Origin of the sequence: Promicromonospora sukumoe 327MFSha3.1 (genome assembly GCF_000385135.1) — a bacterium.
Classification (GTDB): Bacteria; Actinomycetota; Actinomycetes; order Actinomycetales; family Cellulomonadaceae; genus Promicromonospora; species Promicromonospora sukumoe_B.
This window is the reverse complement of record NZ_ARQM01000018.1, coordinates 1-20,155: the sequence shown is the minus strand read 5'-3', so window position 1 is coordinate 20,155 and position 20,155 is coordinate 1. Positions and strand designations below refer to the sequence as shown.

Genomic DNA, 20,155 nt, shown 5'->3' with positions numbered 1-20,155 from the left:
CCTCAGGCGACCTCCCGCACCCACGTGTCGCCCTCCGGGCGGAAGCCCACGCCGCGCAGGTACGCGTGCTCGCCCTGCGCGGCGTGCGGCACCACGACCCGGTCGAACCCCTTGGCCGCGAAGATCCCGCTGCGCCGGTACACGAACTCGCCCGGCGTCAGGTCGCGGAACCGCTTGGACACCCAGTCGAGCTCGACGACGCCCGCGCCGTCCCCGGCGTCGCGCACCTCCACCACGCCCACCGTCTCGTCGCCGCGCTGCACCAGGAACGCCGACCGCGCCTCACCCGGCTCCGGCTGCGCCACGAACCCCGGCGCGAAGCCCGCGATGTCCGCCGCGTGCGTGCGCAGCACGTGCAGCAGGTACGCGTCGTCCGGCGCCACCTCCACCACCTCGTAGACGGCGGCGTCGTGGCGCTCGCGGGTCAGGCGGCGCAGCCAGTAGATGTTGATGAGGCTGATCGCGGCGTTCATCGCGAAGAACGGCCAGATCCCGAGGATCGCGTTGTACGTGGTCGCGATCAGGGAGCCGGTCAGGTTGAGCCAGCGGAAGCGGAACACCCGCGCCTGCGTCAGCGACAGGACGACGAGCCCGGAGCCGACCCAGCCGGCGATCTCTAGCCAGGGGAACATGCCCTGACTCTAGGCTCTGCGGTTCCCGCCGGCCGACTACCGAGCTTGTGTTCGAGCCACGAGGTTGCAACGTTTCAAGCTCGATTCCGCGGGCAGGAGCTCGTGGTCTGAACAGAACCTCAGGTGCGGACGGTGAAGCGTTCACCACGACCAGCCGCGGGAGCTGAGCTCCAGCTCCTCCCGCAGCCGTTCGTCGGCCGCGGAGCGTTCGTCCGCGCGCAGCGGGTCGGCGTCGGTGGGCAGCTCGGCGAGGCGGCACGCCTCGCGCAGCAGCGCGTCGTACGCGCCCTGCACCGCGAACCAGTGGTGGGCGCGGGCGTACAGGCCGGGGTCCTCCTCGACCTTGCGCAGCTCGGCCGCCAGCTGCCCGAGGCGAGCCTGCAGCCGCAGGGTCACCAGCGGGTCGGGCGCGGGCTTCGGGCGCGTCAGGAACGACCAGACCATGAGTGGCACCGCCACGTCGTCGTCGCGGAAGGGGTACCCCTCCAGCGTAGGTCCGCGGGACGGTCACGGCCATACCGGTGGGCAGGGTCGCCCGCCGTCGTGGTGCGGCGGCGGGCGACCCCGGTGTCAGTCGGAGTAGCAGAGGTCGCCCTCGCACCCCGCCCGCACGTCCGAGCCGTGCACGCCCATCACGACGGCGCCCCCGGTGTCGCTGTCGCCGATCTGGGTGTTGACGGGGCCGGAGCCCCCGATCACGACGTTCGAGTCGTCGTAGGTGACGACGTTGCGCTGGCCGCGGCTGCGGATCGACACGTCGTCGAACCCGTCGGCCCCGACCACGACCGCGCCCGGGCCCGTGGCCGACGACGCGCCCTCGTCGGTCACCGTGGCGTAGCCGGACGCCGCGGCCCCGGTGGGCGGGCCGGTGGACGGCAGGGGAGGACCGGCCGGCTCGTCCTCGTCGGCCTCCTCGGAGTCGCCGTCCGCCTGCTCGCCCTCCTCCTCGTCCTCCTCGTCCTCCTCGCCCTCCTCGTCCTCGGCGTCGCCCGAGTTGCCCGACCGGACCACCGACCCCGTGACGTCGACCGTGTTGAGGCCGCTGGAGTCGGTGTCGCCCGTGTTCGCGTTGATCTGGCCGTCCCGGCCCAGGAACACGTTCGAGTCGTCGTAGGTGACCACCTGGTCGTCGCCGACGACGCTGACCGAGTGGTCCTCGAAGCCGCTGATCGCCATCGAGCGCCCGGCCCCGGACCCCGGACCCGATCCCAGGAACATGCCGCCGAACGTGTCGTTCTGGTGCGCACCCGACTCGGACCGCGGCGTCTCGGTGGCCCACCCGGACGCCGGCTCACCGGCCGACGCCGGGGCCGACCCGGACGCCGACCGTCCGGACCGCAGCTCGGACTCCGAGGACCCGAGCGCCAGCACGCCGCTCGACGAGACCGCGCCCGTGTTCGCCACCAGCTGCCCGTCGGCGCCGACGTAGACGATCGAGCCGTCCGCGGCGAGCACCTGGTAGCTGACACGCCGACCCTGCACGACCACCGGCACGACGGCCGTGCCTGGTCCCGTCACCCGGGGCGCCGACGACGACGGGGACGCGCCCGGCGTCGGCGACGGCGCGGACCCGCCACCAGCGCTGCCGGTGCCGCCCACGCTGCCTGTGCTGTCTGCCGACGACGGCCGGGCCGACAACGGCCGGGCCGACGACGGCTGGACCGACCCCGGTCCGTTCGACGGCGTGCCGCCCGGCCTCGCGGCGCTCTGCGCCGTACCTGCGTCGGGTGCAGTACCGGACACCGCTCCCGCGGACACCGTCCCGTCCGGCGCGACCATGAGCACGACCGGTGGCGCGGCCGCCTGTGGCGCCGTCACGTACACGTCGCCCGCCTGCGCGGGGGTGGCCGGCGCCGCGGCGGGCGTCGGCGTCGTGGTGCCCGCCAGGAAGTCGTGCGCCACCCAGGCGCACATCCCGGCGACGGCGATGATCACCGCGCAGGCCTGATAGCTCAGGCCGCTGCTCCGTTGGTTCCTGCTCCGGCGGTTCGAGGTCATCCCGATCTCCTTCCAGCCGCGCGAGGAGGCGCCGCCGGTGGGACCTGGTCGGTGGCGGGTCGGTGGGCCGAGCGCCGCTCGCTTCGTCCTGCGTGACGCCCGGGCACGAGGCACGCGGGCGGTCCACGGAGCCCACCGCACGGCCGGCGGACTGCGGCCGGCCGCGGAGCCTCCCGCGGGAACGGACCGGGCTGCGCGGGGCGGGCCGACCGCGGCGAGGCCGCGGGACGGGCTCGGCCACGCTGTCCGGTGCTGTGGCACCTGCGACGATACGTGGCCGTATCCGGAGCCGCCCCGTGAACGCGCCGATTCACCCGCCCCCGCGAGGACGAGTGAATCGGCTAGACTCTCCGCAGACTTCCGGCGCGAGAGCGCCGGCGGGATCCGAATGAGACAGCGGATCGAGCGGCCCCGCGGCCTCCACAGCCGCGGGGCCGCTTGTTGTCTCCGGGCCGGTCAGCCCCGCGCCGCCTCCGGCAGCACCAGCTCGCCGTCGACCCGCACCGGCACCAGCCCGGCACCGTCCCGCAGCTCCGGCGGCAGGGCGTGCTCCGGCGCCTGCTGCCACGCGAGCGGCCGCAGGAACCGGCGGATCGCCGTCGCGCCCACCGACGTGTGCAGCGTGTTGGTCGACGGCCACGGCCCGCCGTGGTGCTGCGCCCAGGCGACGGCGACCCCGGTCGGGTACCCGTCGTACAGCACCCGCCCGGCCCGCGCCGCGAGCGCCGCCCGCGCGGCGGGCAGGTCGGCGTCGTCGGCGCCGCCGGTCAGGATGCTCGCCGTGAGCGACCCCTCTACGTGCCCGACGACGGCCACGGCCTCGGCCTCGTCCGTGTACCGCACGACGACGGCGAGCGGCCCGAAGCACTCCTCGACGAGCCGCGCGGTCAGGGCGGCGGCGTCGACCTCGAGCAGGGCCGGCCGGGTGCGGCCCGGGCCGGCGGCCTCGCCCTGGGCGCGCACGACGGCGTCGTCGGCCCGGGCCGTGCGGCCCTGCTCGTACGCGGAGGCCATGCCCGCCGTGAGGGCGGGCAGCGCGGGCGCCCGGCCGATCGACTCGGCGAGAGCGGAGACCACCCGGTCGCCGTCGGCCCCCGCGGGGACCAGCACGAGCCCCGGCTTGGTGCAGAACTGCCCGCCGCCCTGGAGCACGGAGCCGGCGAGCCCGGCGCCGTACTCGTCGGCCTTGTCCCGGGCGGCGGACGGCGTGACCAGCACGGGGTTGATGCTGCTCAGCTCGCCGTAGAACGGGATGGGCGCGGGCCGCGCGGCGGCGGCGTCGGCCAGGGCGCGCCCGCCGGCGAGCGACCCGGTGAACCCGGCCGCGCGGATCGCGGGGTGCGACACCAGGGCGACGCCGGCCTCGAACCCGTGGACCAGGGCGAACGTGCCCGCGGGCGCCCCTACCGCGGCGACGGCGCGCTCGGCGAGCCGCGCGACGCGCTCCGACGTCGCGGGGTGCCCGGGGTGGGCCTTGACGACGACGGGGTTGCCCGCCGCCAGCGCCGAGGCGGTGTCGCCGCCCAGCACGGAGAAGGCGAACGGGAAGTTGCTCGCCGCGTACACGGCCACGGGCCCGAGCGGCACCAGCATGCGGCGCAGGTCGGGGCGCGGGCCCATGGGGGTGTCGCCCGCGTGGTCGATGGTCGCCTCGAGGTAGCCGCCGTCGAGCACCACGCGCGCGAACGTGCGCAGCTGGTAGGCCGTGCGGGTGAGCTCGCCGCCGAGCCGGGCGGGGCCCAGGGCCGTCTCCCGGTCGGCCTCGGCGACCAGCGCGTCGCGGTCGGCGTCCAGGGCGTCGGCGAGCGCGCCCAGGAGCTCGGCACGCCGGGCGCGGGGCCAGGCGGCCAGCTCGGCGGCCGCCGAGGCGGCGCGCCGGGCGACGTCGTCGAGGGCGGCCGGTGCGGTCTCCCGCACGGGCAGCTCCCGGACCTCGCCCGTCCGGGCGTCCCGGGAGGTCACGGGGCTCGTCGTCACATCCATGCCGTCGACCCGTCCCGGCGCACGGGCACCTTGCGCTCCCAGTGCAACCAGTCGTCCTTAGCCAGCGCGGACTCGTCGATCTCGATGCCCCAGCCGGGCCGGTCGGGCCGCAGCTCCAGGTGGCCGTCGACCGGTACGTAGGGGTCGTGGCACCAGGCGACGTCGTCCGGCTTGTACTCCAGGATCGAGAAGTTCCACGTGGCCGCCGCGAAGTGCACGTTCGCCGCGGTGGCGAGCGGCCCCAGCGGGTTGTGGGGTGCCACGGGCACGTCGTGGGCCTCGGCCAGCGTCGCGATCTTGCGCATCTGGGTGAGCCCGCCCACCACGGCGATGTCGGGCTGGACGATGTCGGCGCCCTGCACGGTGAGCAGGCCCAGGAACTCGTTCGGCGAGTACAGCGACTCGCCCGTGGCGAGCGGCACCGTCATCTCGGCGCGGATCCGGCCCCAGGCGGGCAGGTACTCCGGGCGGATCGGCTCCTCGAGGAACAGCGGCTCGTTCGGCGCGAGCGCCGCCGCGAGGTCCACGGCCTGGCGCGGCTCCCAGAGGCAGCCGTGGGCGTCGAACGCGAACTCCCACTCCTCGGGGTGGCTCTCGCGGATCTGCCCGAACCAGTCGCCGAGCTCCCGGGCGACCAGCCCGAACCGTGACCGGTGCAGGTCGCGGCGGTAGGGGCTGAGCTTGAACGCGTCCACGCCGTGGTGCTCGTGCAACGCGGCCGTGCGCTCGACCAGCTGCGGCACGTCGGGCGCGTCGTACAGGCCCGCGTAGACCCGCACCCGGTCGCGGACGGCGCCGCCCAGGAGCTGGTACACGGGCACTCCGGCGGCCTTCGCCGCGATGTCCCACAGGGCGTGGTCCACCGCGGCGATGGCGGCCAGGCCCAGCGCCCCCTGCGGGAACCGCGCCGACTGGTGCAGGAGCTGGTTCACGTAGGCGACGCGTGTGGCGTCGATGCCCGCTATCTGGTCGGCGAGGTACTCGATGATCGCGGGGTAGGCCAGGTCCGGGCCGTGGTTGTAGATCTCGGCCCAGCCGTCGATGCCGCCGTCGGTGGTGATCCGCAGCAGCACGCGCGGGCGGTTGCCCACGCGCTGGAGGTAGGTGGTCAGCCGGGCGATCTTCGTTCCGGTGGTCATGCCGAGGCCTTCCAGTCGTCGAGGATGCGCGTGATCGCGGCGCGGTCGGGCTCGCCCAGGACCGTGCTGGGCGGCCGCACGGAGCGGTCGCACAGGCCCATCTGGTGCATGGCCTCCTTGACCACCGACACGTTGTCGGCCGACCGGTCCCGGGCCCGGAGCTGCTCGAACTCCCGGATGCGGCGCCATACCGCGGACGCGCGGGCGGCGTCGTCCTGCCGCAGGGCGTCCAGGAGGCCGAACGAGACGTCGGGCGCCACGTTGACCAGGCCCGACGTGAACGCACGTGCGCCCGCCTGCCACGCCGACGGCGCGTAGGACTCGGCCAGCCCGGCGATCCACAGCAGGTCGGCGTCGGTGTCCTGCACCGTCTCGGCGAACGCGACGGGGTCCGGCACGGAGTACTTGATGCCCACCACGTTGTCCGCGGCCTGCGCGAGCGCCGCGATGTCCGTGCCCCGGATGACGGGGGAGCTCACGTAGGGCAGCACGGCGAGGCCGGGCGCGGCGTGGGCGACGGCGGCCGTGTACTCGACCCAGCCCTGCCGCGACATGTACGGCAGCACCGGCTGGTGCACCATGACGGCGTGCGCGCCCAGCTCGGCGGCCGCGCGCGCCTCGGCCTGCGCGGTGGCCGGGTCCAGCCCCACGCCGACGACGACGACGGCCCGGTCGCCCGCCGCGTCGGTGACCGTGCGGGCGACGTCGGCCCGCTCCCGCGGCGTCAGGGCGTAGAACTCGCCGGTGTTGCCGTTGGGCGTGATCGCGCCGAGCCCGGCGTCGACGAGGCGGCCGGCGAGCCGCCCGGTCAGGGCGAGGTCGACGGCGCCGTCGGGCGCGTAGGGGACGACGGGGATGCCGACGACCGTCCGGAGGCGTTCGACGATGTCGTGGTACCCGGTCATGATTCTCCGTTCTGAGGGGTGCCGGTCCGCGGGGATCTGGCGGGGTCCTGCGGGTCGGCGTCGGGCCGGCCGTCCTGCTGCTCGACGGGCTTGATGCGCACCCAGAGGCCGTAGATGGCGGCGCTGACCAGGCAGCTGATCGCGGCGAAGACGAGCGGCCACAGGTAGGAGCCGTTCGACGCCGTCAGGGCCAGGCCGATGGCGATCGGGCTGATCAGGTTGCCGAGCTGCGAGCCGAAGTTCTGGAAGCCGGCCAGCGAGCCGACGCGGTCGGGGCTGGGGGAGACCTCGGCGGGGAGGCTGAGGATCGCGGCGCCCGCGAAGGAGTGCGCGGCGCTGGAGACCGTGAGGACCACCATGAGCACCACGTTGCTCTCCACGAACGGGCTGAACCCGATGCACGCGCTGAGCACGAGGCCCGAGATGATCGGCACCTTGCGCGCCACGTTCGGGGACAGGCCGCTCGCGAGCATGCGGTCCGAGACGATGCCGCCCAGCACCGTGGACCCGATGCCGATCACGGCGGGCAGCGCACCGACCATGCCGAACTCGGCCTCGGTGAACCCGCGCTCGTTGAGCAGGTAGCTGGGGTACCAGGTCAGGAAGAACGCGCCGGCGAGCGAGCGGAAGACGTAGCCGAGCATCAGCGCCCAGGTCTGGTTGTCGCGCAGCAGCGTGCTCCAGCGCACCTCCTCGCCGCTGTGCCGCACCATCTCGGCCTGGTCGGAGCGGATGTGCTCGAGCTCGGCGGCGTTGACGCGCTTGTGGTTCTGCGGGGCGCGGTAGATGGCGAGCCAGCCCAGGATCCAGAGCAGGCCGACGGCGCCGATCACCACGAACGTCCAGCGCCAGCCCGCGAAGACCGCGATCGACGTGACGATCGGGATCGAGAGGGCCGAGCCGATCTGCTGGCCCATGTCGAACAGGCTGGAGGCGAAGGCCCGCTCCCGGCGCGGGAACCAGGTGGAGACCACCTTGATGTTCGCCGGCTGCACCGGCGCCTCACCGATACCGAGGCCGAGCCGGAAGACGATCAGGCTCGTGACGCCCGTCGCGAACGCGGTCAGCGCCGTCCAGACCGACCACCAGCCGACGGCGATCGGGTAGATGACGCGCGGCCCGAACTTGTCCAGGAGCCAGCCCGACGGCACCTGGAACAGGGCGTATGTCCAGAAGAACGACGACAGCAGCACGCCCTGGACGGCCGGGCTGATGTGGAAGTCCTCCGAGATGAACGGCAGCGCGACGCTGAGGGCGGCGCGGTCGAGGTAGGCGATGGTCAGGCCGAGCGCCGAGAACGCGACGATCGTCCAGCGCATCTGGCTGCGCCGCGCACGGGCCGCGACAGCCACGGGCTGCTTTGTACTATTGAGCATCGTTGCTCCTTCATCGAGTGACGTGCGTGCTCCGCCATGGAGCACTCGTTCCAGAGGTGCGGCCCGGGAACTTGGCGGTGAACGGGCTGCACCTCGTCTGCTGGGACCCTGATCTGGTCGGGTCCTGTCTTGCTCGGGTCCTGCGGGTCAGGCGGTCGCACCTCCCTGGTGGAGCCGGTCGAGGAAGCCGGCGATGTGCCGGCGGGTCAGGTCCGCGGCGAGGTCGGCGTCGCCGGCCTCGGCAGCGGCAAGGATCTGCTCGTGCTCGCGCGCCTCGTCCCGCCAGCTCGGCTCCTTGGCCCACGTGGTGACGGCGGCCAGCGCCGTCTGGTCCCGCAGGCCCTCCAGCATGCCGGTCAGGATCGTGTTGTCCGCCGCGCCCCAGAGCGCCGCGTGGAAGGCCCGGTTGGCGAGGCTGCGCTGCGCCGGCTCCGTGACCTCGGCCGCGCGCTCCAGCGCCGCCCGCGCCCCGGCGGTGTCCATACCGCGCAGCACGCTGCGCCGGGTCGCCTCGGGCTCCAGCAGCAGCCGGGTCTCGTAGATGGCGACGGCGTCCGCCTGCGTCAGCTCGCGCACGCGCACGCCGACGTAGGGGCGCACCACGACGAGCCCGCTCATCTCCAGGGTCTTGAGCGCCTCGCGGACCGGCGTCTTGGACATCGCCAGCTCCTGCGCGAGCTCCGCTTCGACGAGCGCCTGACCGGCGGCGAGCCGGCCGCTGAGGATGCCCTCCTTGATGGTCGCGAGGGCGTGCTCCGTCCGGGAGGGCAGAGCGGTGGGGATGGGAGGCGTCGTCGGCACGTCGTACATCATATATGACGGCCGGGAGTGGTCGGGAAATCGCTGGGTTCCGCCGGCCCGACCTGGAACTCTCGGGGCATGGACCTCGACGACACGACCGACCGCGTGCTGCCCGGACCCGCGGCGGACGGCGACCTGCTGGACCGGGTGCGCGACTTCCTGCGCGGCTTCGAGCGGCGGCAGGCGCAGCGGGTCGTCGAGCTCCCGGGCGGGTTCGCGGTGCTCAGCCCCCGGTCCGCGGCGTCCCACGACCACAACAAGCTGTGCTTCAGGGATGGGGTCGAGGCGCCGGAGGCGCTCCGGCTCGCAGACGACGTCCTGGGCGGTGCGGGTCTGAGCCACCGCCTCGTGGTCGTGGACGACGACGAGGTCGGCGCCACCTTCGCCGAGCCGTTCCGGCGGGCGGGGTACACACACGACGTCGAGCTGATCATGGTGGAGCGCGGAAGCGGGACCGCGGGCGAGCTTCGCCGGCCGGTCGTGGTCGAGCCGGTCACGGCCGACGACCTGGCCGACATGGAACGCGACGGGTGGCGCGGGGCGCTCCCGGACGCGTCGCCGGAGGCGGTGGAGCAGCTCGTGGGTCGGCGTCGGGCGCGGACGGGTGCCGCCGACGGCGTCGTGTTCCTGGCGGTGCGGGACGGCGCCGAGGTCGTCGCCCGCGCCGATCTCTACCTCGACCCGGCCGTCGGCCTGGCGCAGATCGAGGACGTCCTGACCGACGAGGCCCACCGCAACCGCGGCTACGCGCAGGCGCTGCTCGGCGACGCGACCCGCCGCGCCCACGAGGCCGGCTGCGCGACCCGGTTCCTGCTCGCGGCGGCCGACGACTGGCCGCAGGTGCTCTACGGGCGCCTCGGCTACACGGTGATCGGGAGCCGGCACCTGTTCTCCCGCGCGGATTGAACCGGCTGGTGGGAGAGCTGTGGCACCGGTCGGCGCCACGAGCGAAAGAGTAGAACACATGTTCGAGTAAGATGGTGGCATGTCCGGCGCCACCATCCTGCACGCCGACCTGGACGCGTTCTACGCGTCGGTCGAGCAGCTGCTGGACCCCGCCCTGCGCGGCCGGCCGATCGCCGTCGGCGGCGGGCCGCGCGGGGGAGTGGTGCTCGCGGCCTCGTACGAGGCCAAGGCCCACGGGGTGCAGGGCGGGATGCCCGGCTGGCGGGCGGCCCGGCTCTGCCCCGACCTCGTGTTCGTCCGGGGTCACTTCGGGGAGTACCAGCGGCTGGCCGACGCCGTGATGGCCGTCCTCGGTGACGTCACGCCGACCGTCGAACGGATCTCGATCGACGAGGCGTTCCTCGACGTGTCCGGCGCGACGCACCTGTTCGGCCCGCCCGCGGCGATCGGGGCGCTGATCCGCGAGCGCGTGCGGGCCGAGGTGGGGCTGCCCATCTCGGTCGGCGCCGCGCGGACCAAGCACCTGGCGAAGATCGCGTCCCAGGTGGCCAAGCCGGACGGCCTGGTCGTCGTCGACCCCGGCGCCGAACGGGCGTTCCTCGACCCGCTGCCGGTCAGCCTGATCTGGGGCGTGGGCCCCGTCAACGAGCAGCGCCTGGCCGACCTCGGCATCCGGACGATCGGCGAGCTGGCGCGCACCCCGTCGTCCGCGGTCGAGCACATCCTCGGGCACGCCGTCGGGCACAAGCTCAGTGCCATGGCGCAGGACGAGGACCCGCGCAAGGTCGTCACCAGCCGCCGCGCCCGCTCCGTGGGCGCGCAGTCGGCCCTGAGCCGACGCCGGCCCGAGCCCGACGACGTCCGGGCGGTCCTGGCGCACCTGTCCGACCGGGTCTCGCGCCGGTTGCGGGCCAAGGGCCGCGCGGGCCGCACCGTCACTGTCGCGGTGCGGTTCGCGGGCATGCAGCGGGCCACGCGGTCCCTCACGCTGCCGGTGCCGATGTCCGCGACGCTCACCCTCACCGAGGTCGCGGTGCGTCTGGCCTGGTCCGCGATCGACGACGCCGCGCCGTGCGAGATCACGCTGCTCGGCGTCTCCGTCTCGAACATCGCGGACCAGTCGGCGGTCCAGCTCGAGCTCGACCTCCAGCCGCCGGACCCGTGGCGTCCCGGCTCCGCGCCGGGCGCCGCGCGCAGCGCCGTGGACGAGTCGATGGACGCGATCCGCACCCGGTTCGGCGGCGGCGCCGTCGGCTACCTGCCCGTGGTGCTGCGCCGCGGCGGCGCCGTGCCCGACGAGTTCCGCGAGCTGGCCGAGCACGACCTCTGAGCCCGGCCGGCCACGGGGCGGGTCACTCGGGGGAGTGCAGCGCCCCTAGGATGCCCTCGCCGTAGCGCTCCAGCTTGGCCTGCCCGACCCCGCTGATCCCGCTCAGCGCGTCCAGGTCGCCCGGCCGCTCGGTCGCCACCGTGCGCAGCGTCGCGTCGTGGAAGACCACGTAGGCGGGCACACCCTGCTCCTTCGCGGCGGCCGCCCGCCAGGCGCGCAGCCGCTCGAAGACCTCCTGGTCGGCGTCGGACAGCGCCACGGCCTCCGCCTTGGCGCCCCCGGGCCGGGCCTGGCGCCGGGCGCCCGCCGCCGGGGCCGGGTCGCGCCGCATCCGCACCTCGCGGCGCCGGCCCAGCACCTCGCCGCTGTCCTCGGTGAGCAGCAGCGTGCCGTGGTTCGAGTCGACCTCCAGCAGGCCCTGCGCCAGGAGCTGGCGCGCCACGGACCGCCACTCGCCGTCCGACAGGTCCTCGCCCACGCCGAACACGGTGAGCTCGTCGTGGCTCCACTGCGTGATCTTGGGCGTGGCCTTGCCCCGCAGGATGTCCACCACGTGCCCGACGCCGAACCGCTGGTTGCGCTCGCGGTCCAGCCGGAACACCGCGGACAGGAGCTTCTGGGCGGCGACCGTGCCGTCCCAGGCCTCCGGCGGGTTCTGGCAGGTGTCGCACGCGCCGCAGGCGCCCGGGTGCTCCTGCCCGAAGTAGCGCAGGAGCTGCGCGCGGCGGCACTCGACGGTCTCGCACAGGGCCAGCATCGCGTCGAGGTGGGACGAGAGCCGGCGCCGGTGCGCCAGGTCGCCCTCGGACTCGGCGATCATCTTGCGCTGCTGCACGACGTCGGCCAGGCCGTAGGCGAGCCATGCCGTGGACGGCAGGCCGTCGCGCCCCGCGCGGCCGGTCTCCTGGTAGTAGCCCTCGACGGACTTGGGCAGGTCGAGGTGCGCCACGAACCGGACGTCGGGCTTGTCGATGCCCATGCCGAACGCGATGGTCGCGACCATGACCACGCCGTCCTCCCGCAGGAAGGTGGCCTGGTTGGCCGCGCGCACCTGGGCGGGCAGGCCCGCGTGGTACGGCAGGGCGCGGATGCCCTGCTCGGTGAGCTGCTGCGCGGTCTTCTCGACCGACGCGCGCGACAGGCAGTACACGATCCCGGCGTCGCCCTCGTGCTCCGTGCGCAGCAGGTTCAGCAGCTGCTTGAACGGGCTGTCCTTGGGGGCCACCCGGTAGGTGATGTTGGGCCGGTCGAAGCTCGCCACGAAGTGCCGCGCCTGGACCAGGCCCAGGCGCTCCGCGATCTCCTCGCGGGTGTGCTGGGTGGCCGTCGCGGTCAGCGCGATGCGCGGCACCCCGGGCCAGCGCTCGGCCAGCGCGCCGAGGCGCAGGTAGTCGGGCCGGAAGTCGTGCCCCCACTGGGACACGCAGTGCGCCTCGTCGATGGCGAACAGCGCGATCGTGCCCTGGTCGAGCAGCCGCGCCGTGGACTCGACGCCCAGCCGCTCCGGGGCCAGGTACAGCAGGTCCAGCTCGCCCGAGCGGTAGGCCTGTTCGACCTGTCGGCGCTGGTCGGCGTCCTGCGTGGAGTTGAGGAACCCGGCGCGCACCCCGAGGGCCTCCAGGGCGTCCACCTGGTCCTGCATGAGGGCGATCAGCGGCGAGATGACCACGCCCGTGCCCTGCCGCACCAGCGCCGGGATCTGGTAGCACAGCGACTTGCCGCCGCCCGTCGGCATCAGCACCAGGGCGTCGTTCCCGCCCGCGACCGTCTCGATGATGTCCTGCTGGTCGCCGCGGAACGAGTCGTAGCCGAACACGTCGCGCAGCACGTCGAGCGGCGTCGGCGCCAGGTCGAGCGCGGAGGCGCTCCCGTCGAGCTCGGGTGCGGCGGTGTCCGGGTGAGTCATGGCGGCCAGTGTGCCAGCCGACACCGACACCCGCGACGCCCGCGCCGCCCCGGGGGCCGGACCGCTAGCCGGCGAGCTCGCGCAGCGCCGGCAGCGCGCGCTCCAGCATGTCCCCGGTGGCGGTCAGGCTGATCCGGAAGTGCCCCGGGCGGTCGAACACCGTGCCCGGCAGCACGTACACGCCGCGCTCGGCGAGCGCCCCCGCGAACGCCACGGCGTCGCCGCCGGGCGCCACGCTCCACAGGTAGAACGTGCCCTCGGGGACGGTCAGGTCGTATCCGGCCGCGCCCAACGCGCCCACCATCAGGTCCCGCCGCCGTGCGAGCTCGGGCACGTCGATCGACACCTTCTCCAGGGCCGGCACCGAGTACTGCATCACCGCGTCGGGGAAGCCCCAGCCCAGGCCCATCTGCAGCGGCACCAGGGCCGCGCGCAGCTCGGCGCGATCGGCCACGGGGATCCGCGGCGACAGCGCGAGGTAGCCGAGCCGCTGGCCCGGCGCGAGCAGGACCTTGCCGTAGCTGTAGTCCACCAGGGTCCACGGGTAGCACTCGGCGGGGCTCGTGAAGCCGATCCCGTCGAACCGGATCCGGCGGTACGGCTCGTCCGACAGCAGCCAGATGCGGCGGCCCGTGCGCGCCGACGCCGCCTCCAGTACCGTGGCGAGCTCGTCCAGCCGGTCCCGGCCGTACACCCGGCCGGTCGGGTTGGCGGGCGAGTTCACGACGACGACGCGCGTGCGCGGCGTGATCGCCCGCGCGACCGCCTCGACGTCCAGGTCGAAGCTGCCCGCCGCCAGCGGCGCCCGGACCGGCACCAGGTCGGCGGCCCGGAGCATCGGGGCGTAGAACCAGCCGGGCTCGGGGATCACCACCTCCTCGCCGGCGTCGGCCACCAGCCGGAACGCGACCGCGATGGCGCCGAACGCGCCCTGCGTCATCGCGATGTCCTCCGGCGCGAACGGCACGCCCAGCTCCGCGTCCAGGCCGGCCGCGATCGTCTCGCGCGCCGGCGCGAGGCTCGTCTTGTAGGCGAACCAGTCCTCGGTCCGCGGCTCCACGTTGGCCCGCAGCGCGTCGACGAGCCCGGGCAGGGGCATCTCGTGCGGGTCGCCGAACGTCAGGTCCACGACGCCGGGCTGGCCGTCCAGCGCCCGCAGCGACAGGAAGAACGACGTGACGGGCTCGATCGCCTCCTGCGCCGCGCGAGCCCTCTGGGACAGGGACATGCCGTGCTCCTCCCGCGAGAATCCGGCGGCCCCCTGTGCTCCTCATGATGCCCCCGAACCGCGGTGCGCGACATCGCGCGGCGGGGTGGTCAGCGCCCCAGCTCGGCCGGCAGCAGCGCGAACGTGCGCTCGTGGGCCGTGCGGGCCTGCCGGGTCATGTACCCGGCCACGGGCCAGGGCGCGGTGACCTCGGTGGTCTCGGTCAGCACGGCGCCGTCGGGGGCCGAGGTCGCCCGGGTCACCGTGCGCAGCGTGCAGCCCGGTGCGGCGCGGACCGACGACGTCATGACGTCGTCCGCCGACCGCTCCACGCGGGCCGGGAAGCGCAGGGTGTAGCGCAGCGGGCCGAGCCGGGGCCGCTCGACGACCCGCCAGTCCTGCCAGGGCGCGTCGGGGCCCGTGCCGCTCGCGACGATCTCGGCGGACACCAGGTAGGGGTGCAGGCCGCGGTGCCGCGTGAGGTCGGCCAGGAAGTCGATCGCCGCGCGCGGGCCGACCGGGACGGTGGTGGTGAGCTCGAAGCTGCGGGTCGTCACGCGAGAAGTGTGGCGTACCGCGTCCCAGGTCAGGGCAGACGGGGTCAGGCCCGCCGCAGGTCGTCGTACGTGGCCAGCGGCACCAGCCCGGCCGCGGCCTCCGCGATGTGGTGGTCCCCGGCGACCAGGACGTCGGCCTGCAGGGTGGCCACCGCGAGGTACTCGGCCTGGGCGGTGTCCTCCCAGCCGAGCTGGCGCGCGACCTTCCACGCGGTCGCGCGCGAGACCCGGTCGCCCAGCAGGCGGATCTTGAGCGTGGCGAGCCGGTCGAGCAGCCGTCGCGCCGCCCGGTCGTCCAGCAGGCCGGCGGCCGCGTCGTGGTAGAGCATCGACATGGCGTGGCTGCGCAGCACCACCGGCGCGACCAGCGGCACGTGCGCCCCGGCGCCCGGGTCCTCGCGCACCAGCCGCAGCGCGGTGACCGCGTCGATCGCGAACCGGGTCGGCGTCGTCCGCGTCTTTCGCGCCGTGCCCGGGACGCCCGTGGGTTCGTCCTTTGGTCCGTCCATGGGACAAGGGAACACCCGACCACTGACACTCGTCGTCACGGATCGCCGTCCCGGCCGGTCAGAGGGACGAGAGGACGAACGACGAGAGGGACGGACGAGATGAGCGACATCGCGGAGCGGGAGAGCACGGGCGCCCTGGCGGCGCCTGCGGCGGCCGGGCACCGGGCGGTCACGGCGCCGGGGACGGTCGAGGCCGGGTCGGTGCGGATCCGGGCCTACAGCGCGGGCGTGCTGGTGGCCGACGCCGACCCGCCGTTGCTGGCCTGGGAGCACAGCTTCTACCCCCAGTACTTCTTCGCGCCCGACGCCCTGTGGGCCGGCCTGCGCCCGGCGGGTCCGGGACCGAGGTCGCGCAGCCTCGGCGTCTGCGAGCTGTTCGACGTCGTCATGGGTGACACCGTGCTGCCGGGCGCCGCCCGGCGCTACCCGGAGGCGCCCGTCGAGGCCCTGCGCGACGCGGTGACGCTCGACTGGGCGGCCCTGGACACCTGGCTCGCCGAGGAGGAGGTGATCCACACGCACGCGCGCGACCCGTACGTCCGGGTCGACGCGATGCCGTCCGCCCGGCACGTGCGCGTCGTGGTGGGCGGCGAGGTCGTCGCCGAGTCGCGCCGCCCCGTCGTCCTGGTCCAGACCGGGCAGCCGCCCAGGTACTACCTGCCCCGGGTCGACGTGCGGATGGACCTGCTGCGGCCGACCGAGACCGTGAGCTACTGCGCCTACAAGGGCACGGCCGCGTACTGGAGCGTCGCCGCCGGCGGCAAGGTGCTGCGCGACGTCGTCTGGGGTTACGACACCCCGCTGCGCGAGGGGCTGCGGGTCGCCGGCATGGTCTGCTTCTGGCCGGAGAGGAACGCGGATCTGGAGGTCTACGTCGACGGGGACCCGGCGTAGCGCACCGGCGGCCTCGCGCTCACCCGCGTGCCGGGGGACCGACCTCGTCCATCGCCTGGGTGCCCAGCACGATGGCCAGGGCGAGCCGTTCGGCGTCCTGCGTGCCGGGCTCGCAGGTGTAGACCATGATCCGCAGGTCGTCACCGGCCACCACGAGGGTGTCGCAGTCGGTGCGGATGCGCCCCACCTCGGGGTGGTCCACCACCTTCAGCCGCGTCGGTGACTCCTGCGGGCTCACGTCGATCGCCTCCCACAGCCGCGTGAACTCGGCACTCTGCGCGCGCAGCTCCGACACCAGCCGACGCAGGCGCGGGTCCGCCGGGTACCGCGTGGCCGTCAGCCGCAGGTCGGCGACCAGGCCCGCCACCAGCTCGGCCTCCTCCTGCTCGGTGTGCACCACGCGGGAGGCGGGCCCGAGCAGGTGCCGCCAGACGGCGTTGCGTTCCAGTCCCTGCCACGCCGTGGTCCGGCCCATCAGGGCGTCGTAGGCGGCGTTGGCCGTCACCAGGTTCCACATCGCGTCGTAGACCACCGCGGGGTGCCCGTCGAACCGGTCGAGCAGCCGCTGCACGCTCGCCGGGATGCGCCCGGGGACCATGCCACGCCCCGGCGCCGTCAGCCCCGCGAGGCGGAACAGCAGCTCCCGCTCGGGGTCGCTCAGTCGGAGCCCCCGCGCGAGCGCCTCCACCACCTGGTCCGACGGCGCCGTGGCCCGCCCCTGCTCCAGGCGCGTCAGGTAGTCGACCGAGATGCCGGCGAGCTGGGCCAGCTCCTCACGCCGTAACCCCGTGGCGCGCCGTCGGGCACCGACGGGTACCCCCGCCGAGGCGGGGGAGACCCGGTCGCGCCAGTGTCGTATCGCCGGTCCGAGCTCCATGACCCCAGTCTGCGCCCCGGCCGCGGGGCTTGTGGTGGCCCTGCCAGTCCTACGACAGGGCGACGACTGCCTCCGGCCGCCAAGGGCGCCCCACGATGGCCGTATGACGACCTCAGACACCGGAACCGTGCTCATCACCGGACCGACCGGCGGCCTCGGCCGCTCCGCCGTCCTGGCCATGGCCCGCCGCAGCCCCGAACGCCGGCCCGACCTGCTCCTGGTCGGCCGCCCCGGACCCCGCCTGGACGCGATCACCGCGCAGGCCAGGGCGGAGGGCGCCACCGCTCACGCCGTCGGCGCAGACCTGGGCAGCCTCGCCGACGTCCGCGCGGCCGCGAAGGAGGCCCGGCGCCTGCTGGACGACGGCGCCGTCCGGCCGCTGCGCGCGATCATCGGCAACGCCGGGGTGTCCGTGGCCGACACCCACGCGGCCTCCGCGGACGGGCACGAGCTCACCTTCGCGATCAACCACCTCGCGCACGCCCAGCTCGTGCGCGACCTGGCCGGGGCGCTCGCGGCGCCGGCCCGGATCGTGCTGCTCGGCTCCAACACCTACTACCTGAACACCCCGCGTCGCCTGCTCGGCGTACCGCCGGCCGTCTGGCGCGACCCGCTGGACCTCGTGCGCCCGACGCCGGCCGGTTCGCCGTCCGGCACCAAGGACGCCGGGATCGCCTACTCGAACTCGAAGCTCGCGATCCTGTACTACGCCCACGAGCTCCAGCGCCGGCTGCCCGACGGCGTCGCGGTGTCGGTCTTCGAGCCGGGCTTCATGCCGGGCAGCGGGCTGTCCCGGGAGCACGGTCCCGCGATGCAGCGCATCGGACGCGTCGTCGGCCGCATCCCTGGCGTCTCGACGCCGGAGCGGTCGGGCCCGCTGCTCGCGGCCGTGGCGCTGGACGACCGGTGGGCGCACCTGCGCGACGGCGCCTTCGTGGTCAAGACCAAGGAGCGCGAGGTGGAACCGTTCGCGCACGACCGGGACCGTGAGGCGCGGCTCTGGGCGGTGACGGAGCAGCTCCTGGGCTGACGCGAAGCGCCTGGTGGGGCCGGTCGCCGGGCCTGGCCGGGGCCGCGGTCGCCGGGGTCCGGGCGTCGTCCGGGCGGCCGGCTGAGAGAGCGGTCCAGGTCACACGCTTTTCGATTCGGACCCGACCCGTTCTGCGTGCTATGTTTTTCCACGCACCGGGAAGGCGGAAACGCCGAGAACGGGTCACCTGTCCGGGTGGCGGAATGGCAGACGCGCTAGCTTGAGGTGCTAGTGTCCTTTATCGGACGTGGGGGTTCAAGTCCCCCTCCGGACACACAAATGGGGCGGCACAGCCGTCTACGGGAGCGGGCCCACCTGATGGTGGGTCCGTTTTTTGTACTGGTGGGGGTCGAGCGCAAGTTCGACCACGTGCTCGCACAAGGCTGCGTGAGCCTAACGGCGTCGGGCCTCGAGCCCTGGTCCGGGCTGCTGCAGTATTTGGGTCGTCTTTGTCGAGAGCCTGGCGCGGTTTCAGGACAGCGAGCGATCCTGGCCTCGGGCCAGCAACTGTCACCGAGCGCTGGCGGCGGCCTCTGTGCCGGCCACCTCATGGGCCGACCGGCCAGGGTGGGTGAGCGCAGCCCAGCCTCCGAACTCCGGCCGATCGACCCAATAGGCCTCGGAGGCTCTGGCTGAGAACTGGCTGACGAGCCAGGTCCCGGGCTTGCACTTGGTCTTGTCGAGGATCGTCAGAGATCCGGTGCCGTCAGGGTGGACCACGGACTCCACTTCGGACATGAGCTCGGAGGGCTCCCACAGCCTTGAGCCATCGGGGTAGGTGTAGTCAGAGACGCGCTGACGCCAGAGACGACCGTCGATCGTGCGGTAGTCGACCTGGCGCCAGACCGCCCCGTGTCGATCGAGGAATCGGACCCGGGCGTCGCATCCCGAGAACTCGATCGTCCAACGTGGCCGGGGCGTCCCGGCGGCATCGACGTCAGCGGCATCGACTACCTCCATGGCGCCACGACTTTCGTAGAGCTGCTCGGCAGCAGCCATGGGGAGCCATGCTCGGTCCTGGTCGGGACGTCGGGCGTCACCGCTGCACGGCCTCGTGTAGAACACGTCGGGATCCTTCGTAGAACAGTCGCGATGCCTCACCCGGGCCTGTTGTCAGGCGTCGGTTCAGCCGAGGCGCTCACCCGTGGTCGCGGAGAACACGTGCGAGTGGCCGGCCTGGATGGCGACGGAGATGACGTCACCCTTGTCCGGCACACCGCGCGGGTCGATGCGCACGATGACCTGGTTGGTGTCGCCGGCGGAGAGGTCGACGTCGGCGGCGTCGCCCTTGAGCGAGCCGTAGACGAAGGCGTCGGAGCCGAGCTCCTCGACCAGGTTGACCTCGACCTCGAACGAGCCGGAGGTGCCGGACGGGACGACGTCGAGGGCCTCGGGGCGGAAGCCCAGGGTGACCTTGCCGCCGTCGGCCTCGCTGATGGTGGAGGCGATCGAGCGCTCCAGGGGGACGCTGGCCGAACCGACCTTGACGTTGCCCTCCTTGACGTCGAACGTACCGATGTTCATGGCCGGGGAGCCGATGAAGCCGGCGACGAAGACGTTGCTCGGGCGGTCGTACATCTCACGCGGGGTGCCGACCTGCTGCAGGATGCCACCGTTGAGGACCGCGATGCGGTCGCCCATGGTGAGGGCCTCGGTCTGGTCGTGGGTCACGTAGACCGTGGTGACGCCCAGGCGGCGCTGCAGCGACGCGATCTGGGTACGGGTCTGGACGCGGAGCTTGGCGTCGAGGTTCGACAGCGGCTCGTCCATGAGGAACACCTGCGGCTGACGCACGATGGCGCGGCCCATGGCGACACGCTGACGCTGGCCACCCGAGAGGGCCTTCGGCTTGCGGTCGAGGTACTCGGTGAGGTCGAGGATCTTCGCGGCCTCCTCGACCCGCTGGCGGATCTCCGCCTTCGGGGTGCCCGCGATCTTCAGGGCGAAGCCCATGTTGTCCGCCACCGACATGTGCGGGTACAGCGCGTAGTTCTGGAACACCATCGCGATGTCGCGGTCCTTGGGCTGCACGTCGGTGACGTCCCGGTCACCGATGAAGATGTGCCCGCCGTTGACGTCCTCGAGACCCGCGAGCATGCGCAGGG

At 73.8% G+C, this 20,155-nt stretch carries 20 protein-coding genes and 1 tRNA gene; 6 read left to right on the top strand and 15 right to left on the bottom strand.

Going from position 1 to position 20,155, the window contains the following annotated elements:
- Window positions 1-2: 2 nt before the first annotated feature.
- From H291_RS0127210 to H291_RS0127200, 3 genes are all read right to left on the bottom strand, one after another.
- The gene (locus H291_RS0127210; RefSeq protein WP_020018193.1) at window positions 3-632 is read right to left on the bottom strand and encodes a hypothetical protein; all 630 of its coding nucleotides are present in this window, start codon (window positions 630-632) and stop codon (window positions 3-5) included.
- 141 nt (window positions 633-773) lie between these two features.
- Window positions 774-1,076 carry a hypothetical protein gene (locus H291_RS0127205; RefSeq protein ID WP_020018192.1) on the bottom strand — a complete coding sequence of 101 codons (303 nt, stop codon included), beginning with the start codon at window positions 1,074-1,076 and terminating at the stop codon, window positions 774-776.
- Window positions 1,077-1,202: 126 nt separating this feature from the next.
- Window positions 1,203-2,150, bottom strand: coding sequence for a hypothetical protein (locus tag H291_RS0127200; RefSeq protein WP_157237392.1), 948 nt, complete (start codon window positions 2,148-2,150; stop codon window positions 1,203-1,205).
- Between H291_RS0127200 and H291_RS34720 the strand changes: the two genes are divergently transcribed.
- Window positions 2,134-2,580 carry a hypothetical protein gene (locus H291_RS34720; protein ID WP_020018190.1) on the top strand — a complete coding sequence of 149 codons (447 nt, stop codon included), beginning with the start codon at window positions 2,134-2,136 and terminating at the stop codon, window positions 2,578-2,580. The genes H291_RS0127200 and H291_RS34720 overlap by 17 nt on opposite strands.
- Before the next feature lie 506 nt (window positions 2,581-3,086).
- On the opposite strand, the gene H291_RS0127190 is transcribed toward H291_RS34720, so the two are convergent.
- The 5 genes from H291_RS0127190 to H291_RS0127170 form a co-directional block, all read right to left on the bottom strand.
- Entirely contained in the window at window positions 3,087-4,613 is a 1,527-nt protein-coding gene (locus H291_RS0127190; RefSeq protein ID WP_033328218.1) for an aldehyde dehydrogenase family protein, read from the bottom strand.
- Entirely contained in the window at window positions 4,604-5,752 is a 1,149-nt protein-coding gene (locus tag H291_RS0127185; protein ID WP_020018188.1) for a mandelate racemase/muconate lactonizing enzyme family protein, read from the bottom strand. The genes H291_RS0127190 and H291_RS0127185 overlap by 10 nt, the downstream gene beginning before the upstream one ends.
- Window positions 5,749-6,657: a dihydrodipicolinate synthase family protein gene (locus tag H291_RS0127180; protein ID WP_020018187.1), complete on the bottom strand. Its 909-nt coding sequence runs from the start codon at window positions 6,655-6,657 to the stop codon at window positions 5,749-5,751. Before H291_RS0127180 ends, H291_RS0127185 begins: the two co-directional genes overlap by 4 nt.
- On the bottom strand, window positions 6,654-8,033 hold the full coding sequence (locus H291_RS31855) for an MFS transporter (protein WP_084468483.1): 1,380 nt from the start codon (window positions 8,031-8,033) through the stop codon (window positions 6,654-6,656). Before H291_RS31855 ends, H291_RS0127180 begins: the two co-directional genes overlap by 4 nt.
- Window positions 8,034-8,180: 147 nt before the next feature.
- Window positions 8,181-8,843 (bottom strand): GntR family transcriptional regulator, encoded by a 663-nt coding sequence (locus tag H291_RS0127170; RefSeq protein ID WP_026366184.1) that lies wholly within the window; start codon window positions 8,841-8,843, stop codon window positions 8,181-8,183.
- Between the two features lie 69 nt (window positions 8,844-8,912).
- On the opposite strand from H291_RS0127170, the gene H291_RS0127165 reads away from it, so the two are divergent.
- A complete protein-coding gene (locus H291_RS0127165; RefSeq protein ID WP_020018184.1) occupies window positions 8,913-9,740 on the top strand; it encodes a GNAT family N-acetyltransferase in 828 nt (275 codons plus the stop codon).
- A gap of 79 nt (window positions 9,741-9,819) precedes the next feature.
- On the top strand, window positions 9,820-11,070 hold the full coding sequence (gene dinB, locus H291_RS0127160; RefSeq protein ID WP_020018183.1) for a DNA polymerase IV: 1,251 nt from the start codon (window positions 9,820-9,822) through the stop codon (window positions 11,068-11,070).
- A gap of 22 nt (window positions 11,071-11,092) precedes the next feature.
- On the opposite strand, the gene recQ is transcribed toward dinB, so the two are convergent.
- From recQ to H291_RS0127140, 4 genes are all read right to left on the bottom strand, one after another.
- Window positions 11,093-12,976 carry a DNA helicase RecQ gene (gene recQ, locus H291_RS0127155; protein WP_020018182.1) on the bottom strand — a complete coding sequence of 628 codons (1,884 nt, stop codon included), beginning with the start codon at window positions 12,974-12,976 and terminating at the stop codon, window positions 11,093-11,095.
- 64 nt (window positions 12,977-13,040) lie between these two features.
- On the bottom strand, window positions 13,041-14,204 hold the full coding sequence (locus H291_RS0127150) for an aminotransferase class I/II-fold pyridoxal phosphate-dependent enzyme (protein WP_020018181.1): 1,164 nt from the start codon (window positions 14,202-14,204) through the stop codon (window positions 13,041-13,043).
- 89 nt (window positions 14,205-14,293) lie between these two features.
- Window positions 14,294-14,740, bottom strand: a complete 447-nt coding sequence (locus tag H291_RS0127145; protein WP_020018180.1) for a hypothetical protein — start codon at window positions 14,738-14,740, stop codon at window positions 14,294-14,296.
- 44 nt (window positions 14,741-14,784) lie between these two features.
- Entirely contained in the window at window positions 14,785-15,249 is a 465-nt protein-coding gene (locus tag H291_RS0127140) for a hypothetical protein (RefSeq protein ID WP_020018179.1), read from the bottom strand.
- A 99-nt stretch (window positions 15,250-15,348) separates the two neighbouring features.
- Here H291_RS0127140 and H291_RS0127135 point away from each other — a divergent pair, with 99 nt between their 5' ends.
- On the top strand, window positions 15,349-16,143 hold the full coding sequence (locus H291_RS0127135; protein WP_020018178.1) for a DUF427 domain-containing protein: 795 nt from the start codon (window positions 15,349-15,351) through the stop codon (window positions 16,141-16,143).
- Window positions 16,144-16,162: 19 nt separating this feature from the next.
- Here H291_RS0127135 and H291_RS0127130 read toward each other — a convergent pair whose 3' ends face one another.
- Complete coding sequence (locus H291_RS0127130) at window positions 16,163-17,020, bottom strand: helix-turn-helix transcriptional regulator (protein WP_020018177.1); 858 nt, start codon at window positions 17,018-17,020, stop codon at window positions 16,163-16,165.
- Window positions 17,021-17,123: 103 nt separating this feature from the next.
- Here H291_RS0127130 and H291_RS0127125 point away from each other — a divergent pair, with 103 nt between their 5' ends.
- Window positions 17,124-18,050 (top strand): SDR family NAD(P)-dependent oxidoreductase, encoded by a 927-nt coding sequence (locus tag H291_RS0127125; protein ID WP_020018176.1) that lies wholly within the window; start codon window positions 17,124-17,126, stop codon window positions 18,048-18,050.
- A 189-nt stretch (window positions 18,051-18,239) separates the two neighbouring features.
- Window positions 18,240-18,324, top strand: a tRNA-Leu gene (locus H291_RS0127120).
- A gap of 236 nt (window positions 18,325-18,560) precedes the next feature.
- On the opposite strand, the gene H291_RS0127115 is transcribed toward H291_RS0127120, so the two are convergent.
- Window positions 18,561-19,049 carry a hypothetical protein gene (locus H291_RS0127115; RefSeq protein ID WP_020018175.1) on the bottom strand — a complete coding sequence of 163 codons (489 nt, stop codon included), beginning with the start codon at window positions 19,047-19,049 and terminating at the stop codon, window positions 18,561-18,563.
- 126 nt (window positions 19,050-19,175) lie between these two features.
- A partial coding sequence (locus H291_RS0127110) for an ABC transporter ATP-binding protein (RefSeq protein WP_020018174.1) occupies window positions 19,176-20,155 on the bottom strand: 980 nt, incomplete at its 5' end.

Coding starts and splice junctions, on each gene's coding strand:
- H291_RS0127205 (WP_020018192.1), bottom strand. CDS start 1,076: ATGGTCTGGTCGTTCCTGACGCGCCCGAAGCCCGCGCCCGACCCGCTG.
- H291_RS31855 (WP_084468483.1), bottom strand. CDS start 8,033: ATGCTCAATAGTACAAAGCAGCCCGTGGCTGTCGCGGCCCGTGCGCGG.
- H291_RS0127130 (WP_020018177.1), bottom strand. CDS start 17,020: ATGGAGCTCGGACCGGCGATACGACACTGGCGCGACCGGGTCTCCCCC.
- dinB (WP_020018183.1), top strand. CDS start 9,820: ATGTCCGGCGCCACCATCCTGCACGCCGACCTGGACGCGTTCTACGCG.
- H291_RS0127170 (WP_026366184.1), bottom strand. CDS start 8,843: ATGTACGACGTGCCGACGACGCCTCCCATCCCCACCGCTCTGCCCTCC.
- H291_RS0127125 (WP_020018176.1), top strand. CDS start 17,124: ATGACGACCTCAGACACCGGAACCGTGCTCATCACCGGACCGACCGGC.
- H291_RS0127190 (WP_033328218.1), bottom strand. CDS start 4,613: ATGGATGTGACGACGAGCCCCGTGACCTCCCGGGACGCCCGGACGGGC.
- H291_RS0127150 (WP_020018181.1), bottom strand. CDS start 14,204: ATGTCCCTGTCCCAGAGGGCTCGCGCGGCGCAGGAGGCGATCGAGCCC.
- H291_RS0127140 (WP_020018179.1), bottom strand. CDS start 15,249: ATGGACGGACCAAAGGACGAACCCACGGGCGTCCCGGGCACGGCGCGA.
- H291_RS0127115 (WP_020018175.1), bottom strand. CDS start 19,049: ATGGCTGCTGCCGAGCAGCTCTACGAAAGTCGTGGCGCCATGGAGGTA.
- H291_RS0127180 (WP_020018187.1), bottom strand. CDS start 6,657: ATGACCGGGTACCACGACATCGTCGAACGCCTCCGGACGGTCGTCGGC.
- H291_RS0127135 (WP_020018178.1), top strand. CDS start 15,349: ATGAGCGACATCGCGGAGCGGGAGAGCACGGGCGCCCTGGCGGCGCCT.
- H291_RS0127210 (WP_020018193.1), bottom strand. CDS start 632: ATGTTCCCCTGGCTAGAGATCGCCGGCTGGGTCGGCTCCGGGCTCGTC.
- H291_RS0127185 (WP_020018188.1), bottom strand. CDS start 5,752: ATGACCACCGGAACGAAGATCGCCCGGCTGACCACCTACCTCCAGCGC.
- recQ (WP_020018182.1), bottom strand. CDS start 12,976: ATGACTCACCCGGACACCGCCGCACCCGAGCTCGACGGGAGCGCCTCC.
- H291_RS0127165 (WP_020018184.1), top strand. CDS start 8,913: ATGGACCTCGACGACACGACCGACCGCGTGCTGCCCGGACCCGCGGCG.